14 protein-coding genes and 1 pseudogene are annotated in these 14552 nt (G+C 67.9%); 1 reads left to right on the forward strand and 14 read right to left on the reverse strand.

Annotation, left to right across the window (positions count from 1 at the left end; all coding sequences use genetic code 11):
- Both GKO32_RS02645 and GKO32_RS02650 read right to left on the reverse strand, forming a co-directional pair.
- A pseudogene (locus tag GKO32_RS02645) lies at positions 1-326 on the reverse strand (hypothetical protein); the annotation flags it as partial.
- 93 nt (positions 327-419) lie between these two features.
- Positions 420-1025 (reverse strand): TetR/AcrR family transcriptional regulator, encoded by a 606-nt coding sequence (locus GKO32_RS02650; RefSeq protein ID WP_166459337.1) that lies wholly within the window; start codon positions 1023-1025, stop codon positions 420-422.
- A 109-nt stretch (positions 1026-1134) separates the two neighbouring features.
- Here GKO32_RS02650 and GKO32_RS02655 point away from each other — a divergent pair, with 109 nt between their 5' ends.
- Positions 1135-1578: a cupin domain-containing protein gene (locus GKO32_RS02655; protein WP_154755143.1), complete on the forward strand. Its 444-nt coding sequence runs from the start codon at positions 1135-1137 to the stop codon at positions 1576-1578.
- 5 nt (positions 1579-1583) lie between these two features.
- Here GKO32_RS02655 and GKO32_RS02660 read toward each other — a convergent pair whose 3' ends face one another.
- The 12 genes from GKO32_RS02660 to GKO32_RS02715 all read right to left on the reverse strand — a co-directional run bounded on the left by GKO32_RS02660 (position 1584) and on the right by GKO32_RS02715 (position 14490).
- Positions 1584-2975, reverse strand: coding sequence for an amidohydrolase family protein (locus GKO32_RS02660; protein WP_154755144.1), 1392 nt, complete (start codon positions 2973-2975; stop codon positions 1584-1586).
- Entirely contained in the window at positions 2972-3745 is a 774-nt protein-coding gene (locus GKO32_RS02665; RefSeq protein ID WP_154755145.1) for an enoyl-CoA hydratase/isomerase family protein, read from the reverse strand. Before GKO32_RS02665 ends, GKO32_RS02660 begins: the two co-directional genes overlap by 4 nt.
- Positions 3729-4697: an MBL fold metallo-hydrolase gene (locus GKO32_RS02670; protein WP_154755146.1), complete on the reverse strand. Its 969-nt coding sequence runs from the start codon at positions 4695-4697 to the stop codon at positions 3729-3731. Before GKO32_RS02670 ends, GKO32_RS02665 begins: the two co-directional genes overlap by 17 nt.
- Positions 4690-5976: an MFS transporter gene (locus tag GKO32_RS02675; RefSeq protein WP_154755147.1), complete on the reverse strand. Its 1287-nt coding sequence runs from the start codon at positions 5974-5976 to the stop codon at positions 4690-4692. The genes GKO32_RS02670 and GKO32_RS02675 overlap by 8 nt, the downstream gene beginning before the upstream one ends.
- Before the next feature lie 108 nt (positions 5977-6084).
- A complete protein-coding gene (locus GKO32_RS02680) occupies positions 6085-6909 on the reverse strand; it encodes a helix-turn-helix transcriptional regulator (protein WP_208024248.1) in 825 nt (274 codons plus the stop codon).
- A gap of 125 nt (positions 6910-7034) precedes the next feature.
- A complete protein-coding gene (locus GKO32_RS02685; protein ID WP_154755149.1) occupies positions 7035-7985 on the reverse strand; it encodes an NADP-dependent oxidoreductase in 951 nt (316 codons plus the stop codon).
- Positions 7986-8019: 34 nt separating this feature from the next.
- The gene (locus GKO32_RS02690; protein ID WP_154755150.1) at positions 8020-8463 is read right to left on the reverse strand and encodes a pyridoxamine 5'-phosphate oxidase family protein; all 444 of its coding nucleotides are present in this window, start codon (positions 8461-8463) and stop codon (positions 8020-8022) included.
- Positions 8464-8500: 37 nt separating this feature from the next.
- Positions 8501-9457, reverse strand: coding sequence for a PDR/VanB family oxidoreductase (locus GKO32_RS02695; RefSeq protein WP_154755151.1), 957 nt, complete (start codon positions 9455-9457; stop codon positions 8501-8503).
- Between the two features lie 8 nt (positions 9458-9465).
- On the reverse strand, positions 9466-11373 hold the full coding sequence (locus GKO32_RS02700; protein WP_154755152.1) for an acetoacetate--CoA ligase: 1908 nt from the start codon (positions 11371-11373) through the stop codon (positions 9466-9468).
- Entirely contained in the window at positions 11370-12344 is a 975-nt protein-coding gene (locus GKO32_RS02705; RefSeq protein WP_154755153.1) for a fumarylacetoacetate hydrolase family protein, read from the reverse strand. Before GKO32_RS02705 ends, GKO32_RS02700 begins: the two co-directional genes overlap by 4 nt.
- On the reverse strand, positions 12341-13285 hold the full coding sequence (locus GKO32_RS02710; RefSeq protein WP_154755154.1) for an MBL fold metallo-hydrolase: 945 nt from the start codon (positions 13283-13285) through the stop codon (positions 12341-12343). Before GKO32_RS02710 ends, GKO32_RS02705 begins: the two co-directional genes overlap by 4 nt.
- The gene (locus GKO32_RS02715) at positions 13285-14490 is read right to left on the reverse strand and encodes a cytochrome P450 (protein WP_246243092.1); all 1206 of its coding nucleotides are present in this window, start codon (positions 14488-14490) and stop codon (positions 13285-13287) included. The genes GKO32_RS02710 and GKO32_RS02715 overlap by 1 nt, the downstream gene beginning before the upstream one ends.
- Between the last annotated feature and the right edge of the window lie 62 nt (positions 14491-14552).

Here is a 14552-nt window from a genome sequence, read left to right on the forward strand (position 1 = left end):
GATCCGTTCTCAGCGGGCGCGGTTCCGCCTTCCGGCGCAGGACCAGGGGCGGAAGCCCGTGCGCCCGCGGTGACGCTGGGGTCCGCCGGGCGGGCCTGCTCCGGCGCGGGCGTGTTCCCGGCGGGCAGCGGCAGCAGAGCCGAAGACGGGATGGGTGCGCCGAGCAGTGCCGCGGTAAGCACCGCCACATACAGCCCGACCAGAGCACACGCCCCGGCGACGACCCTGCGCAACACCTTCCGCCGCCGCCCGGACGGGTCGACGAAAACCGGGTCCACCGCGGAAAACTCGACGGTGTCCGCGGTGTCGAGCTCGACGCTGCCCATGATCACTCCCGGATTCCAGGGAGTCAGCCTAAGCGACCCGAAGTCGATCACAGAAGCAGTACCCGGACAGGAAAAGCACTTCACCGGTGCCATTTATGGGATTTTCCGGCGGCGCGCGCCGCCGCCCGCGGCCGTGACCAGCGCCTGGGCCGCCCATTGCTGGACGCGGAGGATCTCCGCGGAGTCGAGTCCGCAGATGTCGCGCAGTACGATCGTCGACTCGATGCCGATGACGACGGTGAGGGCGTGGGTCAACCGGTCGAGTTCGTCCTGATCCAGCGTCCCCTGCAGTGGGGTCAGCGCGCGTTCGACGTACTCCAGGCGCCGGCTCGGCCGCGGCGGCACCCCTGGCTCGATCGCGTCGCGGTCGATGGTGAAGCGGATCATCTGCCGTAACAGCATCTCGTTGTCCAAGGTCATCTGGGACAGGGCGTCGACGAGGCGGGCGACGCGGTCGGACACCGGCTCGTCGATCGGGCCCGCCTCGATGGACAGTTCCATGTTCTGCCGGGTGGCCTCCAGCGCGGCCTCCACGGATAGCTGTTCCGCGCTGGGGAAGTACCGGTAGGCGGTGCGCCGGGAGATGTCGGCGGCGTCGGCGACCTCGGCGACCGACGGGCGGCGCCCCTCGGCGATCAGCCGGCCGGCCGCCTCGACGAGTGCCTTGCGCGTCCGGCGCTTCTGACTGTCCCGACCCATCGCCATTGACCTCGTTCCCGTTTCGGCTTAATGTCACTCGTGTGCCACGAAGACATATCACTGACAGGATAGCAGTGGCGTGTCACCAACGAGCTGGAAAGGAACGCCGATGACCGAGCAGCACATGCGGCCCGCGCAGCCACTCGTGATGGGCCCCGACGAGGGCCGGGAGCTTCCCATGATCGGACGGGTGGCGGTGAGTGGTGCCCAGACCGGCGGCGCCTTCGAGCTGATCGACTTTCGGGGGAACGTCGCTTGCCCGCCTCCGCACATCCACCGCGAGCGCGAGGAGTGCATCCAGGTGCTCGAGGGTCTGTTCACCTTCACGATCGGCACGGAGGAGGTCGAGGTGGCGCCCGGAAGCTGGGTGTACGTCCCGCGCGGTACCCGGCACGGCTTCACCGCGAGCGCCGACGCCCGCGCGCTGATCCTGGTCACGCCCGCCGGGCTGGAGGGCTTCTTCGCCGAACTCGGCGGCGGCCTCGCGGCCGGAACACCGACCCAAGAGCTGCGGGCCGCCCTCAAAGGCCGCTTCGACTCCGTTCCGGCTTGAGACCGTCAGTCTGTGAAGTCGATTGCGTCGAGTGGCCAGCCGGCGCGTTCGAGCAGGCGCGACTGGGAAGCCAGCACGCGATCTTTGAGCGCCGGGAAGTCGAGGTTCAGGCTTCCCTGCCACTTGACGAATCGACCACCGATCATGACGTCGCGGATCGCGCCGGCGTGGGCGGCCTGGACCACGGTGGCGTAGGCATTGTTGATCGGCGACAGGAGCGGGCTGTTCGTGTCGACGATGACGAGATCGGCGGCTTTTCCGGGGCTCAGCGAGCCCGTGACGTCGCCGAGGCCGCAATTGTCGGCGCCTCGGATGGTGGCTGCGGCAAGGGTTTCGCGAAGCGTGATTTCCGGGGTGACGCCTTCCCGGTGCCGCTGGGCCCGGCACTGGTTGTACAGGGTGTGCATCTCGGCGAACATGTCGACCGCGTAGGTAGCCGGGTTGTCATTGCTCAGGCCGGGGTGGACGCCCAGTTCGGTCCACTCCGGATACGGCACGTATCCCCGCCTGAACTGGGTCTCGATCCGCGGGCAGACGTTGACGCGTGTGCCGCCGTCGCGCATGAGTTTTCTTTGATCTGCAGACAGGAAACAGGCGTGATTCAGTGTCTCCCGTCCATCGAATTCGCCACTCGAATAGAGCTCCGCAAGCGGCTGGGTTTCCAGGCCGCTGTCGAAGGTGACCCACAGGTCGAGTTCACGACGAACCGCCAGGATCTCGCGAATCTCGTCAAGAGTGTCGCGGCCGAGCGCGTACATCCGCATGGTCGTGAGCTGGTCGTCCGACGAGAAGTAGTCCGCTCGCAACTTCCGTGCGTTCGCAAGGAAATTGCGGTCGTAGTCCCCGACCCTGGGGCGTCCGTACGCATGCACGCCCCGGATGCCGGAGTCGGCGAGAGCCTGGATCGAGGCGATCGAATGATCGATGTTCCGCGTGTTGTGCATGTTGTCGCACACCGTCGTGATGCCACCGTTGATCGCGGTGAGCATTGTGAACAGGGTCCCGATATAGGTGTCTTCGGGCTCGTAGAGCGGGGCGAATCGGTGATGCAGGACGTTGAAGTAGCTGCGGGTCAGGTGCGAGCGCTCATCGGCGTAGGCCAGGCCCGAGTCCTCTTCCGTGGTGGTCGTGTTGTGGGGAATCAATCGCGCGAGTGCGCCCTCCCACGAGTGAATGTGCGGGTCACAGAAGCCGGGAAAGATGATGGTGTCGCCGGCGTCCACCACACGGGCGTCAGCGTGAATCGACGGGGCGATTTCGGTGATGACGCCGTTCTCGACGAGGATATCCGCGTTCGGGAAATCGCCGACGGACGAATCCATCGAGAGGACGCATCCGCCCCGGATGAGGATCCGATCGTCGCTCGGTACCTGTGCGGAAGGGTCTGGAATGGTCATCGCAATTCACTTTCCTGTGCGCTGATGGCGGCCAGTGCCTCGAGGTTCAGTCCATATTCGAGGACGTCGAGCAGTTGGATCTTCAGCAGCTGGGTGACCGCCAGGCGGGTGTTTTTCAGTACGACGTCACGGTGCTTGGCCAGCTCGCGGGCGACCGCCCACGCACGTTCGAGCACCTGGTCTTGTGGTAGCACCTCGGCGACGAGCCCCAAGGCGTGTGCTTCATGGGCGTGGATTTCGCGACCGGTGTAGAGAAAATGGCGACCGCGGTTGAGGCCGAGCAGCAGGGGCATGATCACGTGCATGCCGTCGCCGGGGACGACGTCGTTGACGAAGTGGGCCGAGTCCTGGAACAGCGCGGTTTCGGAGGCGAGCACGATGTCGGACAGCAGCGGGATCTCGGCGTGACGACGTGCCGGCCCGTTGACCGCCGCGACGATCGGGACCTCGATGTCGAGCAGGTTCATCAGCAAGTCCTTGCCACCGCTGCGAAACTCGTCCCACTCGTCGAAGGTGCGCTTACCGAGATGGTTGCTTCCCACGGTGGAGGCCTCGGGACCGGAAAAATCCGGACCGCATCCGGTCAGGATCACGACCCGGTTGTCGCGGTCCTTGGCGATCGCATGGAACAGCCGCTCGTACTCGCGATGCGCCGCCGTCTTCCACTGAAGTGGTCCGCCGTCGGTATGCAGGGTGACTTCGATAATGCCGTCCTCGCGGCGCAACTTTGCCCGGGAGAACGCGGAGAAGTAGTCAGGGTTGGTCGACATAGGACTCCCGTCCATGGATGAGTTTGTGGCCATAGGCCCGCGGATCGAAGCGCAGCATGTCGGCGAAGATCTCGCGGCTGTCCAACCGCTCTCCCGGCGGCGTGCCGCCGGCTTCGGCCATCGCCCGGTGCAGGTTCAGTACCACGCGCTCGGGGTGCTGCCAGGCGCCGAACTCGCCGAGGTCGAGCTCCTGTGCGGCTGCCAAGGGGGAAATACCGGCCGCATGTGCCTGTGCCGCCGCTTCGGAGAGGAACGCGAAGTACGAACGCCACTTCTTGACTTCGGACACGTCGGTGAGCTCACCGTGTCCGGGGACGATGACCTCGGGCTGCAGCGAGGCGATCAGATCCAGCGCGGCCACCGACCCGGTGACCGAGCCGTCGGTGATGATCGGGGTGGCACACTGGAAAAGGACGTCACCGGCGAAGAGCGTCCGGGACTCGGGCAGCCAGACGATGACGTCGTTGCGAGTGTGCGCGGGGCCGACATGGATGAGGTCGAGCCGGGTCGAGCCCAGGTGTAGCCGCAGCCGGTCTTCGAACGTGATGTCGGGGGCTCGGACCTGGATGTCGCCCCAGGGGACGAAGGGATCACGCCCGATCGGGGCCAGACCGGTCGCCAGCACCTCGTCACGGCACTCGGTATGACCGATGATCGCTGCCTCGTCGAACAGGTAGTTGCCGAAGGTGTGGTCGTTGTGATGATGAGTGTTGACGAGGTAGCGAGTGCGCGTGTTCCCGGCAAGTCGCCGGATTTCTTCTTGAAACTGCCGGGTGCGATCTTCCGTCAGCAGCGTGTCGATGACACCGACCTCGCGGCCGTCACGGACGAACCCCGCATTGCTGAGTCCCCAGCTTCCGTCCGGCTGGATCGTCGCGAAGACGCCCGCGGCGATTTCCTCCGTGTGGGACGGCGGGACGAAGCCTCGATACAGGTTCTCCGGTTCAGACATGGCGTGACTCCTCGGTGATGGCGGTCGTGCGCGGCGGCGTGGGCGCGAAGTCGGCTTCGATGTCGTCGATGGAACGCCCGCGACCCTCCTTGAAGGCCAACCCGACGACGGCGAGGATCCCGAACAGCACCGCCGCGCCGAACACGAGCGGCGAATACCCGTAGACCGGGTAGATCGCGGCGGCGATCAGGGGTGGGAAGAACGACAGGCCGCGTCCGATCTGCAGCGCCGTCCCGACACCGAGCGAACGCACCCTGGTGGGGAACTGTTCGGAGAAGACGATCCCGAATGCGGCGGCACCACTGGTGCCGAAGTACATGACGAAGACCGGGACGAGGCTCCAAGCGCTGGTGATCCGGGCTGTGAAGACCAGCCCGAGCAGGACACTTCCCACGGTGGCGAAGGAGGCCATCAAAGACCACGTCAGCCTGCGGCCGAGCCGATCCGCCAGCCACCCGCAGGTGATCGAGCCGATGGAGATCGACATTCCGACGACGACGGTGAACCACGCGGCCTTGCTGAAGCTGAACCCCTGGACCTTGATCAGGTAGGTCGGCAGGAATGCGGCCACGCCGTAGAACCCGAAGAACGAGATGGCGCAGGCGAACAGGCACAGCAGGAGCGGTTTGAGGAACTTCGGCGACCGCACCAGGGCCCAGTCGGTTTTCGCGACGCGGCCCTGCTTGCTTCCGTCCGTGTGTCGCGCCCACTTGTCCGACTCCGGAACCGCGAATCGGGCGATGATCGCCAGTGCGATCGGGAAGCACGAGATGGCAAAGACCCAGCGCCACCCGACCACGGGCAGCAGGTATCCGCCGACCAGTGCAGAGCCGGCCAGGCCGATCCCGGCCCCGCTGTAGAGCGCGGCGCCCCACCAGCCGCGCTTTCCGGTCGGCATCACCTCACTCACCAGCGACTGTCCGACCCCGAACTCCCCGCCGAGGCCGATCGCGGCGATGACACCGAAGGCGAGCAGGGTGTAGTAGCCGGGTGTGAACGCGCGAGCGAGGGTGAAGATGCCGAACAGGGCGATGGTGATCATGAGGACCCGCCGGCGTCCGATGCGGTCACCCAGATACCCGAAGATGACCCCGCCGACGGCGATTCCGAGCAGCTGCATCGACAGCAGGAACGCTGTCTGACCGGGCGAGAGATGGAACTCCGCGGCGATGGGGACGACCAGGAAGGTCATCAACGAGATTTCGTAATAGTCGAAAGTCCATCCCGCGAAAGCGGTCAGCCAGGCCATGAATTGAGGTTTGGTCACCTTGTCGCTCATCGTGTCGGTCTCCCTTGACGGACGGGTGAGAAAGCAATGTGGGCAGGGTTGAACTGACGCGCGACCGCGGGGGACGTGCGGAGCGTTTGAGGTCCGGAGGGCGTCGAATCAGCCTGCCGGAGCACAGCCCTCGGCAAGCTCGGTGAGCGCTTGCGCGCCGGGCGTATCGGGGAGCGGCGTATAGACATAAATGCGCTGTCCCGGGGCGCCCGAAATCGACAATGCCTCGAATTTGACGCGCAGCTCCCCGGCCACGGGGTGGCGAAACACCTTCTCGTCTTCGACGCGGGGACGGACTTCGTGCTCAGCCCACAAGCCGGCGAAGCATTTCGACTCCAAGCTCAGCTCGCCGATCACCTCCGCGATGCGCGGCTCACGCGGGAACTGAGTCGAGGCGGCGCGCAGGCTGGCAACCGAGGTTCGCGCGACCGTCTCCCAGTCGGTATAGAAATCGCGGGCCGCGGAATCGAGGAAAACCATCATGGCCAGGTTGTCGACCCGGGCGAACGGACTGTAGAGCGCGGCCGCGAGGCGGTTGATCGCCAATACATCGGAGGCCGGGCCGACCACCGACGCCGGAACGCGCAGGGAATGCTCAATCAGCAGACGAACCCCGTCGCTGACTTCCCGTGGGCTGCAGGTCCGCGCGAAATGCGTGGCCGGCATGACGATTTCGAACAGGTGCCGGGACGCGTGGTCGTCGAGCTGGAGCGCACGTGCCAACGACACCAGGACCTGGTGGGAAGGGTGCCGCTCACGCCCCTGCTCCAGCCGCCGGTAGTAGTCGGCGCTGACCCCCGCCAACTCCGCGACCTCCTCCCTGCGGAGCCCGGCCACCCGCCGGTCACCACCTGGATCCAGGCCGGCCTCCTCCGGGGCCAGCGAGCGCCGCCGAGCCCGGAGGAAATCCGCCAGATCGTTGTCGTGTACCACGCCGGTAAGGCTACTTTCCCTTTCGACCGCATTGGAGGGGTGAGCCGCACCCTCCCTTTGGCGGCTCACGCCCATTCCAATTCGTGCAATTCGTTCTTGCGGATCTCGCCGGTGGAGATCTTGCCTCAGCCGATTCGAAGAACGATCTTGCCCCGGTTGTTGCCCGCGTCGATTGCGGCGTGGGCCTTGGCGGCATCCGCCAGCGTGTATTCGCCGGTGATCCGCGGGCGGACGCGGCCGGCGGTGACATGCTCGTTCAACCGGGCCAGGCGATCCGGGGTGGCCTCCAGGAACCGGTACAGCAGGGCCTGGTCACGCTCGCCGAACACCGTGCTTCTCGCCGGGTGCACGCATGAGGCGATCCGCCCGCCCTGGCGCACGATGCCGGCCAGCGACTCCTGGGCCGCTCCGCCGACCGGGTCGACGGCGGAATCCACGCCGTCCGGGGCGAGCTTGCCGATCACGGCCGGCAGGTCGTCCCTCCCATAGTCGACCACCTCGTGTGCTCCCAGCTCGCGCACGAAGTCGTGATTGGACGAACGCGCGACGCCGATGACGCGGGCACCCGCCGCGACAGCGAGCTGGACAGCGAAGTGACCGACCCCGCCTGCCGCGCCGAGGACCACGACGGTGTCACCCGGACCGACCCCGAGCAGCTCGTCGACCAGGACCAAAGCCGTCGTGCCGGCACACGCGACGGCCGCCGCATCGCGCAGTGAAACACCGTCCGGGACCGGGATCAGGTTCCGCGAGCGCACCGGTGCGAATTCCGCATACGTCCCGTCGCCCACGTAATCGTGCATGAAGAAGCCGTACACGGCTTGCCCCAGCTCGAACGGGGAGCCGGAGATGCCGATCTCCTCGACAGTCCCTGCTCCCTCGAGCCCGAGCACGAGGGGGAAGATGTGCCGGCCCCGCGGCACGAACTGCCCCTGCCGGATCCGCGAGTCGCCGGGATTGACCCCGGCGTACGCGAGCCGGACGAGAACATTGTTGGGGCCGAGTGGAGGCCGATCCAACTCGCGCACACGAAGTTGCTCGGGACCACCGAAATCGTCGCAGGCGACAGCTCGCATCGATACCTCTTTTCGTGGTGCCGGTCCGCCGGGATCAGGAAGGTTCCCCGCTCACCACATCGCTGTAGTCGGCGGTGTTCCAGCGTTCCGGGCGCATGGTGATGACGATGTTGGCGCTTTGCCGCGGGGTGGCCTTGAGATACGCGATCGCGGCTTCCTCCGGCAGGTAGTTCCGCGCCATCGCCAGCCGTTCCTCTTCGGTGATCGGGTGCATGCCGGTGACCGGGCCCTCGACGGTCACGTACCGGATGGTGGCCCGGTCCTGCACGCACAGCGCGAACCGGCCGGCGGCTTCGATCAGCTTGAACTTACGAGTGTTCGGCGAGGTTTCCACGGTGACCTCGCCACCGGGGGTGTAGCGGTGCCAGATCGGGGTGGTGAGCGGGGCGCGGCCGGGTTCGGCGGCCACGCTCAGCACACCGATGAGGGGTGACGCGAGCAGGGCCTCGCGCTCGGCGGGCGGGATCTTGCTGACCATGACGGGCTCCTTCATTCGTTGTGCGGACAAGGGATTCCTACGCATCGAGGACCAGCCGGGCCGAGCGCGCACGTGACACGCAGATCATCATGCAAGAGCCCGACTGGCGTTCCTGCTCGGTCAGTACCGAGTCGCGGTGGTCCGGCTCGCCGTCGAGGACGGGCGTCTCGCAAACCCCGCAGGTGCCTTCTTCGCAGTTGTAGATCACCGGGATCCCCGCCTCGTCCGCGATCTCGATGATCGACCGGTCGGCCGGGATCGTGAGCGTCACGCCGGACTGGGCGAATTCCACGTCGAACTCGGTGGTCGGGCCGTCGAGCGTCTCGTCCGCCGGGGAGAACCTCTCCACCTGGAGTGACCCCGCCGGCCAGGAGGCACAGTGCGCCTCCACGGCCCTCAGCAGTGGTTCGGGGCCGCAACAGTAGACGGCGGTGTCCGGGGTGGGCTCGGCGAGCAGGCCCGCCAGGTCGAGCAGGCCGTACTCGTCCTGCGGGCGCAGGCACACCCGCTGTTGCCCGGCCGCCAGGAGTTCTGTCGTGAACGCCATCGACGCGGCGGTGCGCCCGCCGTAGAGCAGTGTCCAGTCCGCACCCGCCCGCTGGGCGGCCTCGATCATCGGGAGTATCGGGGTGATGCCGATACCACCCGCCACGAACACGTAGCGCTTCGCCCCGATCTGCCCGAAGTTGTTGCGCGGCAAGCTCACCTGGAGGGTATCCCCGCGTGACAGTCTATTGTGGACATACGCAGATCCGCCGCGGCTGTCCGGCTCACGAAGCACCGCCACCTGGTAGTGGTCGCGCCGGGTGGGGGACGAGCACAGCGAGTACTGCCTGATCACGGGAGGCTCGCCCAGGTGCAGATCGAGGTGCGCGCCGGGCTGCCACACCGGGAGCTCGCCACGGTCAGGGCGGCCCAGGGTGAGCCGGACGACGTCGTCGGCCACGGTCTCCTTGCCGAGCACGACCAGTTCGAAGGTCTCGGTGGTGGGCATGGCTTTCCTCATCTCGTTCGGCGACGGTCCTCGCCGGTCCGCCGGTAGAACTCCAGGAGTTCGGGCCGGTCGACGGCGTCCTTCCCCACCGCCCCGGTGAAGCCCCGCAGGATGTTCTTGACCGGGACCTCGAGCTTCTTGCCCGTGCGGGTGTGCGGAATTCCCGGTGCCTGGATCACCTCGTCGGGGACATGTCGCGGCGAGACCCGGTCACGCACCGCGGCCCGGACCGCGGTGGCGAGCTCCTCGTCGAGGTGCCGTCCGCCGGTGAGGGTGACGAACATCGGCATCCAGTAGCCGCCGTCGGGTTCCTCGATACCGACCACCAGCGCCTCACTGATCTCGGGCAGATCTTCGGCTGCCTGGCAGATGTCGGCGCTGCCCATGCGGATGCCGTGCCGGTTGAGGGTGGCGTCGGAGCGGCCGTGCACGATCACCGATCCACGGCCGGTCACGGTGACCCAGTCGCCGTGCCGCCACACTGCGGGGAACTCCTCGAAGTAAGCGCCGCGATAGCGGCTGCCGTCCGGGTCGTCCCGGAAGCCGAGCGGCATCGACGGCATCGGCGAGGTGACGACCAGCTCACCCACCTCGTCGATCAGCGGCTCCCGTTCCGGCGACCAGGCGTGGAAATCCACCCCCAGACAGCGGACGGCGATTTCCCCGGCCCGGATCGGCACCGTGGGCACGGAGCCGGCGAACCCGCTGACCACGTCCGTCCCGCCGGTGGTGGAACCGACCAGGACCTCCGGCCCGAGTTCCCCGGCCACCCACCGGTGCAACGGGGCGGTCAGCACGGATCCCGTGCACCCGACCACGCGCAGGGCCGCGAGGTCGAAGTCTTCGGCCGGATGCAGCCCCGCATCGCGGGACGCGCTCAGATAGCCGGGGCTGATTCCGAAGTGGGTCACCCGGCCACGCTCGGCGACCTGCCAGAGGGCGCCCGCGACCGGAGCCCCGTCGAAGCAGTGCACGGTGGCTCCGCGGAGCAGCCCACCCGCGCGGATGTTCCACATCATCCAGTTCAGCGTCGTATACCAGAAGAACTGATCACCTGCCTCAAGGTCCAGATGCAGGCTCAGGGTCTTGAGATGCTCGATGACGACCCCGGCGTGACCATGCACGATGCCCTTCGGCGGGCCGGTCGTACCCGAGGTGAACAGCACCCACAACGGATGCTCCGCGGGCACCGGAACCGGCGCCACCCGACCTGCGGGCAACGACACGGCCTGCGCCCACGCGATTCCGTCCGTCAGATGACCGTCGCCGACGAGCACGGTCGCCCGCAGATCCGGCAATCCCTCGCGCAGAGCAACCACATCGCCGGTGCGGTCGATCCAGTGCCCTCGATGGTGATGGCCCGAGGCGGCGACGAGCACGGCCGGCGCGAGCTGGGCGAGGCGGGCGATGGCGGCGTCCCCCGCGAGGTCGGTGCCGCAGCCGGCCCACACCGCCCCCAGGCTCGCCGTGGCCAGGAACGCCACGATCGCCTCGGGGCGATCGGGCAGATATCCCACCACCCGATCGCCTGCCCGGACCCCCAGCCCGGCGAGGGTGGCGGCGAGGCCGGCCACCTGCGCCTCCAACTCCACCCAGGTCAGGGTCTGGCTGATCCCGGTTTCGTCATGGCCCACGACAGCCGCGCCGGTGCGCGGGGTCCGGAAGACCTGGGCGGCGTAGTTGAGGCGTCCGCCCGGGAACCAGCGAGTTTCCGGCATGGGCGCACCATCGGTGACCGCATCGGGCGGCGTGTCCCACGCCATTTCGCAGAACCCGGCCACGGCGCTCCAGAACTCCGCGGTCTCCGCGACCGACCACCGCCACAGCTCCTCATAGGAGGCGGCCGGCCGGCCAACGGCCCGGGCGAACTCGGTGATCGTCGCCTTGGCCGTCGGTGCCCAGACATCGTTGATCATGTGGTGCTCCACGGGCGCGGTCGCCGGCGCTGTCCCACCCGGGCCTTCGGCACGGCCACCGGCCCGGCCCCGGCCACGATCCGGTTCGACACCGAACCGATGCCCTCGACGACCAGCGTCACGACGTCACCCGGCCGTAGCGGCGGGGGCTCCTCGGTGCCGGTCCGGCCCCAGTACTCGAGCAGACAGCCGGCACCACAGGTCCCCGAGGCGAGCACGTCGCCGGGTAGCAGCTCGGCGCCCCGCGAGGCGAACGCGACCATCTCCTCGAAGGACCACGCCATGTTGGCCGAGGTGTCCCCGCCGGCGGGTAGCGCGACGCCGTTGATCTCCGCGTGCATGTCCAGCGCCAGCCGGTCGTCGCGACGGTAGGGCGCCAGTTCGTCGGCGGTGACGATCCACGGCCCGAGGGTGTTGGCGAAGTCCTTGCCCTTCACCGCTCCCATGCCGACCGGGGCCGCGATGGCCTGGAGATCCCGCGCGGACCAGTCGTTGAAAAGCGTGTACCCGGCGATGTGCTCGGCCGCCTGCTCGGGACTCAGGTCCTTTCCCGGCTTCCCGATGACGGCGGCCAGCTCGAGCTCGAAATCCAGCTTCCGGCTCCCCGGCGGCACCGCGACCGGATCGTCCGGGCCGAGCACTGCGTTGGTGTTGGTGAAGTAGAACAGGGGCTGGTCGTACCAGGCGGGATGGGGCGCCGCCGCGCCCATCACCTTGAGGCTTCCTTCCAGGTGCTCCTCGAACGTGAGAAAGTCCCGCAGCGTCCTCGGCTGCACGGGCGCGAGCAGCCGCACCTCGGACAGTGGGCGTGGCTCGCCGTCCTTGGTCCGTTCGACGAGCTCCGCGCGTTGTGCCGGGATCGCGGCGAGCAGCTCGGACAGGTCGGTCTCCGCGGCGAGCGGCTGGACCCGGTCACCGTCGACGATGCCCACCCTGGTGGCGTCGCCGATCCCGATACGGGCGATCTTCATGCGGTCCCTCCGAGTTCGAAAGCGGCGATCCGGCTGAACTGTTCGAGCCGGTCCGAGCGAGGCCTGCTCGGGTCGAGTTCCTCGTAAACGTTGAGCACATTGGCCGCGATTCGTCCCTGCTCGGACATCGCCGCGAACCGGCCGAGGTCCATCGACGCGACGGCTTCCTCGACGGTGAGGCCTTCCTTGAACCGCTTGGTCGCCTCTAGCGCGACGAACGCGAGGTAGTCCCGGACCTGCCGGACGCCGTCCTTGTCGGTGAGCGGGCCGTGACCGGGCACGATGGCGGTGAGTTCGAGGTCGAGAATCCGCTCGCAGGCGGCGATACACCGCGAGACCGGCCCCGCCCACACCAGCGGGGCGCCGCCGATGAAGAGGATGTCCCCGGTATAGACCACCTTCGCGTCCGGCACATAGACGAGCACGTCGCCGGGAGTGTGCGCCGGGCCCACCTGAATGAGCCGCACCTGCCGCCCGCCGACGTCGAGATCCAGCTCGCCGGTGAAGGTCCGGGTGGGCGGGGTGGCGGTGATCCCGGACAGGTCGAAGCGGCCTCCGACGGAGCGGATGAACTCGCCGACCTCGCCGTCGCGGTCGTGCAGAGCCGCCATCTCGGACACCGCGGCCGGGGTCATCAGCTCCGTCGCCGCTTCCGACGCGACGATCTCCACCCCGGGCCCGGCGACCAGCTGGTTGCCGAACCAGTGATCACCGTCGGAGTGGGTGTTGACCAGGGTCCGGATCGGGTGGTTCGCGGTCAGCGGGCGGTATGCCTCGAGCATCTCCGCGGTGTGGGGGAGGTCGTAGAGCGTGTCCACCAGGAGTGACACCCCCGCGCCGCGCACCAGCCCGCTGTTGCTTTCGCCCCAGCCGCCCTGCGGCAGCAGCCACGCGTGGCAGTCGCCGCCGAGGTCGTGGGGTCCTTTCGAGTAGCCGCTCATCACGCCGCTCCCGACGCCGGGACCAGCCGCACCGGCAACGAATCGAACTTGCGCATGCTCTGGCTGGCGCTGCGCACGGGTTCGCCGGTGCGCTCGAACCGCAGCACCCGGCGGGTGAGCTCAGTCAGGATCGACGTGGCTTCCAGCCGCGCCAGCGGCGAGCCGAGGCACAGGTGGATCGACGTCCCGAACGACAGGTGTGTGCGGGCGTTCTCCCGGGTCACGTCCAGCCGGTCCGGGTCGGGGAACTGCCGGGGATCGCGGTTCGCCGAGGCGAGTATGGCGCACACCGTGGCACCGGCCGGGATCCTGACCCCGCCGATCTCGGCCTCAGTGCGCGTGCGGCGGTAGAAGACCCGGAACGGAGCCTCGAAGCGCAGCAGCTCCTCGACCGCGTTCGGGATCAGATCCGGACGGGCACGCAGCAGCTCCCACTGATCGGGGTGCTCGATGAAGGCGTCGATGGCGTTGCCCAGCATCGCGCCGGTGGAGTCGATACCCGCCAGCCAGATCGAGGCGAGCGTCATCAGCCGCTCCGGGCCGTCGGCTTCGAGCCCCCCGTTCGCGCCACCGGACTCCGTGATCAGCCGGCCGAGGCAGTGCGCAGGCAGGCCCGGGACACCCACTTCGGTCAGCCAGTTCAGTGCTTCGATGAGAAGCTCGGAGTGGCGCGGGCTGGCCGCCGGTTCTTGGGCGCGAACGACCGCGTCGCTCCAGTCGGCCAGCTTCTGAGGGCTCGGTGGGGTCAGCCCGGTCAGCAGTTCCATGGCCCGGTCGGGCATCGGCTGGGCCACCATCTGGACGGCGTCGATCTCACCGAGCGCGGCTGCTTTCTCGGCGATCGACTTCGCCGCGGACTCGACGCCGGGCCGCAGCTGTTCGATCGGGCCCTTGGTGAACGCCGGCTGGACCGCCCGGCGGATGCGGGTGTGCACCGGCGGGTCGTTTTCGATCAGCGGATACCGTTCGAGCCGGTCGCCGACGCCCTCGTAAGTGACGCCGTCGCCGGAGACGAACTCCTTGTGGTTGCGCAGCACACCGGACGCCTCGGCGTAGCCGGGCACCAGCCAGATTTCGCGCTCCGGCTCGAAGACCGCCGGTCCGAGCTCGCGCAGTTTCGCGTAGTGCGGGTACGGATCGAGCAGCGCTTCCGGCTGGTAGAGGTCAAGGTCACTGGGCCGCATCGAGGACGTTATGTTTGACATGGTCACTCCCTTGTGACGAGTCGTTGCACCCGAGTACAGTGGCTATGCGAGGGATGCTTGCA

The sequence above is a fragment of the Amycolatopsis pithecellobii genome (assembly GCF_009707865.1).
Lineage (GTDB): Bacteria > Actinomycetota > Actinomycetes > Mycobacteriales > Pseudonocardiaceae > Amycolatopsis_E > Amycolatopsis_E pithecellobii.

What these genes read in the sequence shown, in the direction of transcription:
- GKO32_RS02650 (WP_166459337.1), bottom strand. Translation starts at nt 1,025, where the DNA reads ATGGGTCGGGACAGTCAGAAGCGCCGGACGCGCAAGGCACTCGTCGAG.
- GKO32_RS02655 (WP_154755143.1), top strand. Translation starts at nt 1,135, where the DNA reads ATGACCGAGCAGCACATGCGGCCCGCGCAGCCACTCGTGATGGGCCCC.
- GKO32_RS02660 (WP_154755144.1), bottom strand. Translation starts at nt 2,975, where the DNA reads ATGACCATTCCAGACCCTTCCGCACAGGTACCGAGCGACGATCGGATC.
- GKO32_RS02665 (WP_154755145.1), bottom strand. Translation starts at nt 3,745, where the DNA reads ATGTCGACCAACCCTGACTACTTCTCCGCGTTCTCCCGGGCAAAGTTG.
- GKO32_RS02670 (WP_154755146.1), bottom strand. Translation starts at nt 4,697, where the DNA reads ATGTCTGAACCGGAGAACCTGTATCGAGGCTTCGTCCCGCCGTCCCAC.
- GKO32_RS02675 (WP_154755147.1), bottom strand. Translation starts at nt 5,976, where the DNA reads ATGAGCGACAAGGTGACCAAACCTCAATTCATGGCCTGGCTGACCGCT.
- GKO32_RS02685 (WP_154755149.1), bottom strand. Translation starts at nt 7,985, where the DNA reads ATGCGAGCTGTCGCCTGCGACGATTTCGGTGGTCCCGAGCAACTTCGT.
- GKO32_RS02690 (WP_154755150.1), bottom strand. Translation starts at nt 8,463, where the DNA reads ATGGTCAGCAAGATCCCGCCCGCCGAGCGCGAGGCCCTGCTCGCGTCA.
- GKO32_RS02695 (WP_154755151.1), bottom strand. Translation starts at nt 9,457, where the DNA reads ATGCCCACCACCGAGACCTTCGAACTGGTCGTGCTCGGCAAGGAGACC.
- GKO32_RS02700 (WP_154755152.1), bottom strand. Translation starts at nt 11,373, where the DNA reads ATGATCAACGATGTCTGGGCACCGACGGCCAAGGCGACGATCACCGAG.
- GKO32_RS02705 (WP_154755153.1), bottom strand. Translation starts at nt 12,344, where the DNA reads ATGAAGATCGCCCGTATCGGGATCGGCGACGCCACCAGGGTGGGCATC.
- GKO32_RS02710 (WP_154755154.1), bottom strand. Translation starts at nt 13,285, where the DNA reads ATGAGCGGCTACTCGAAAGGACCCCACGACCTCGGCGGCGACTGCCAC.
- GKO32_RS02715 (WP_246243092.1), bottom strand. Translation starts at nt 14,490, where the DNA reads ATGTCAAACATAACGTCCTCGATGCGGCCCAGTGACCTTGACCTCTAC.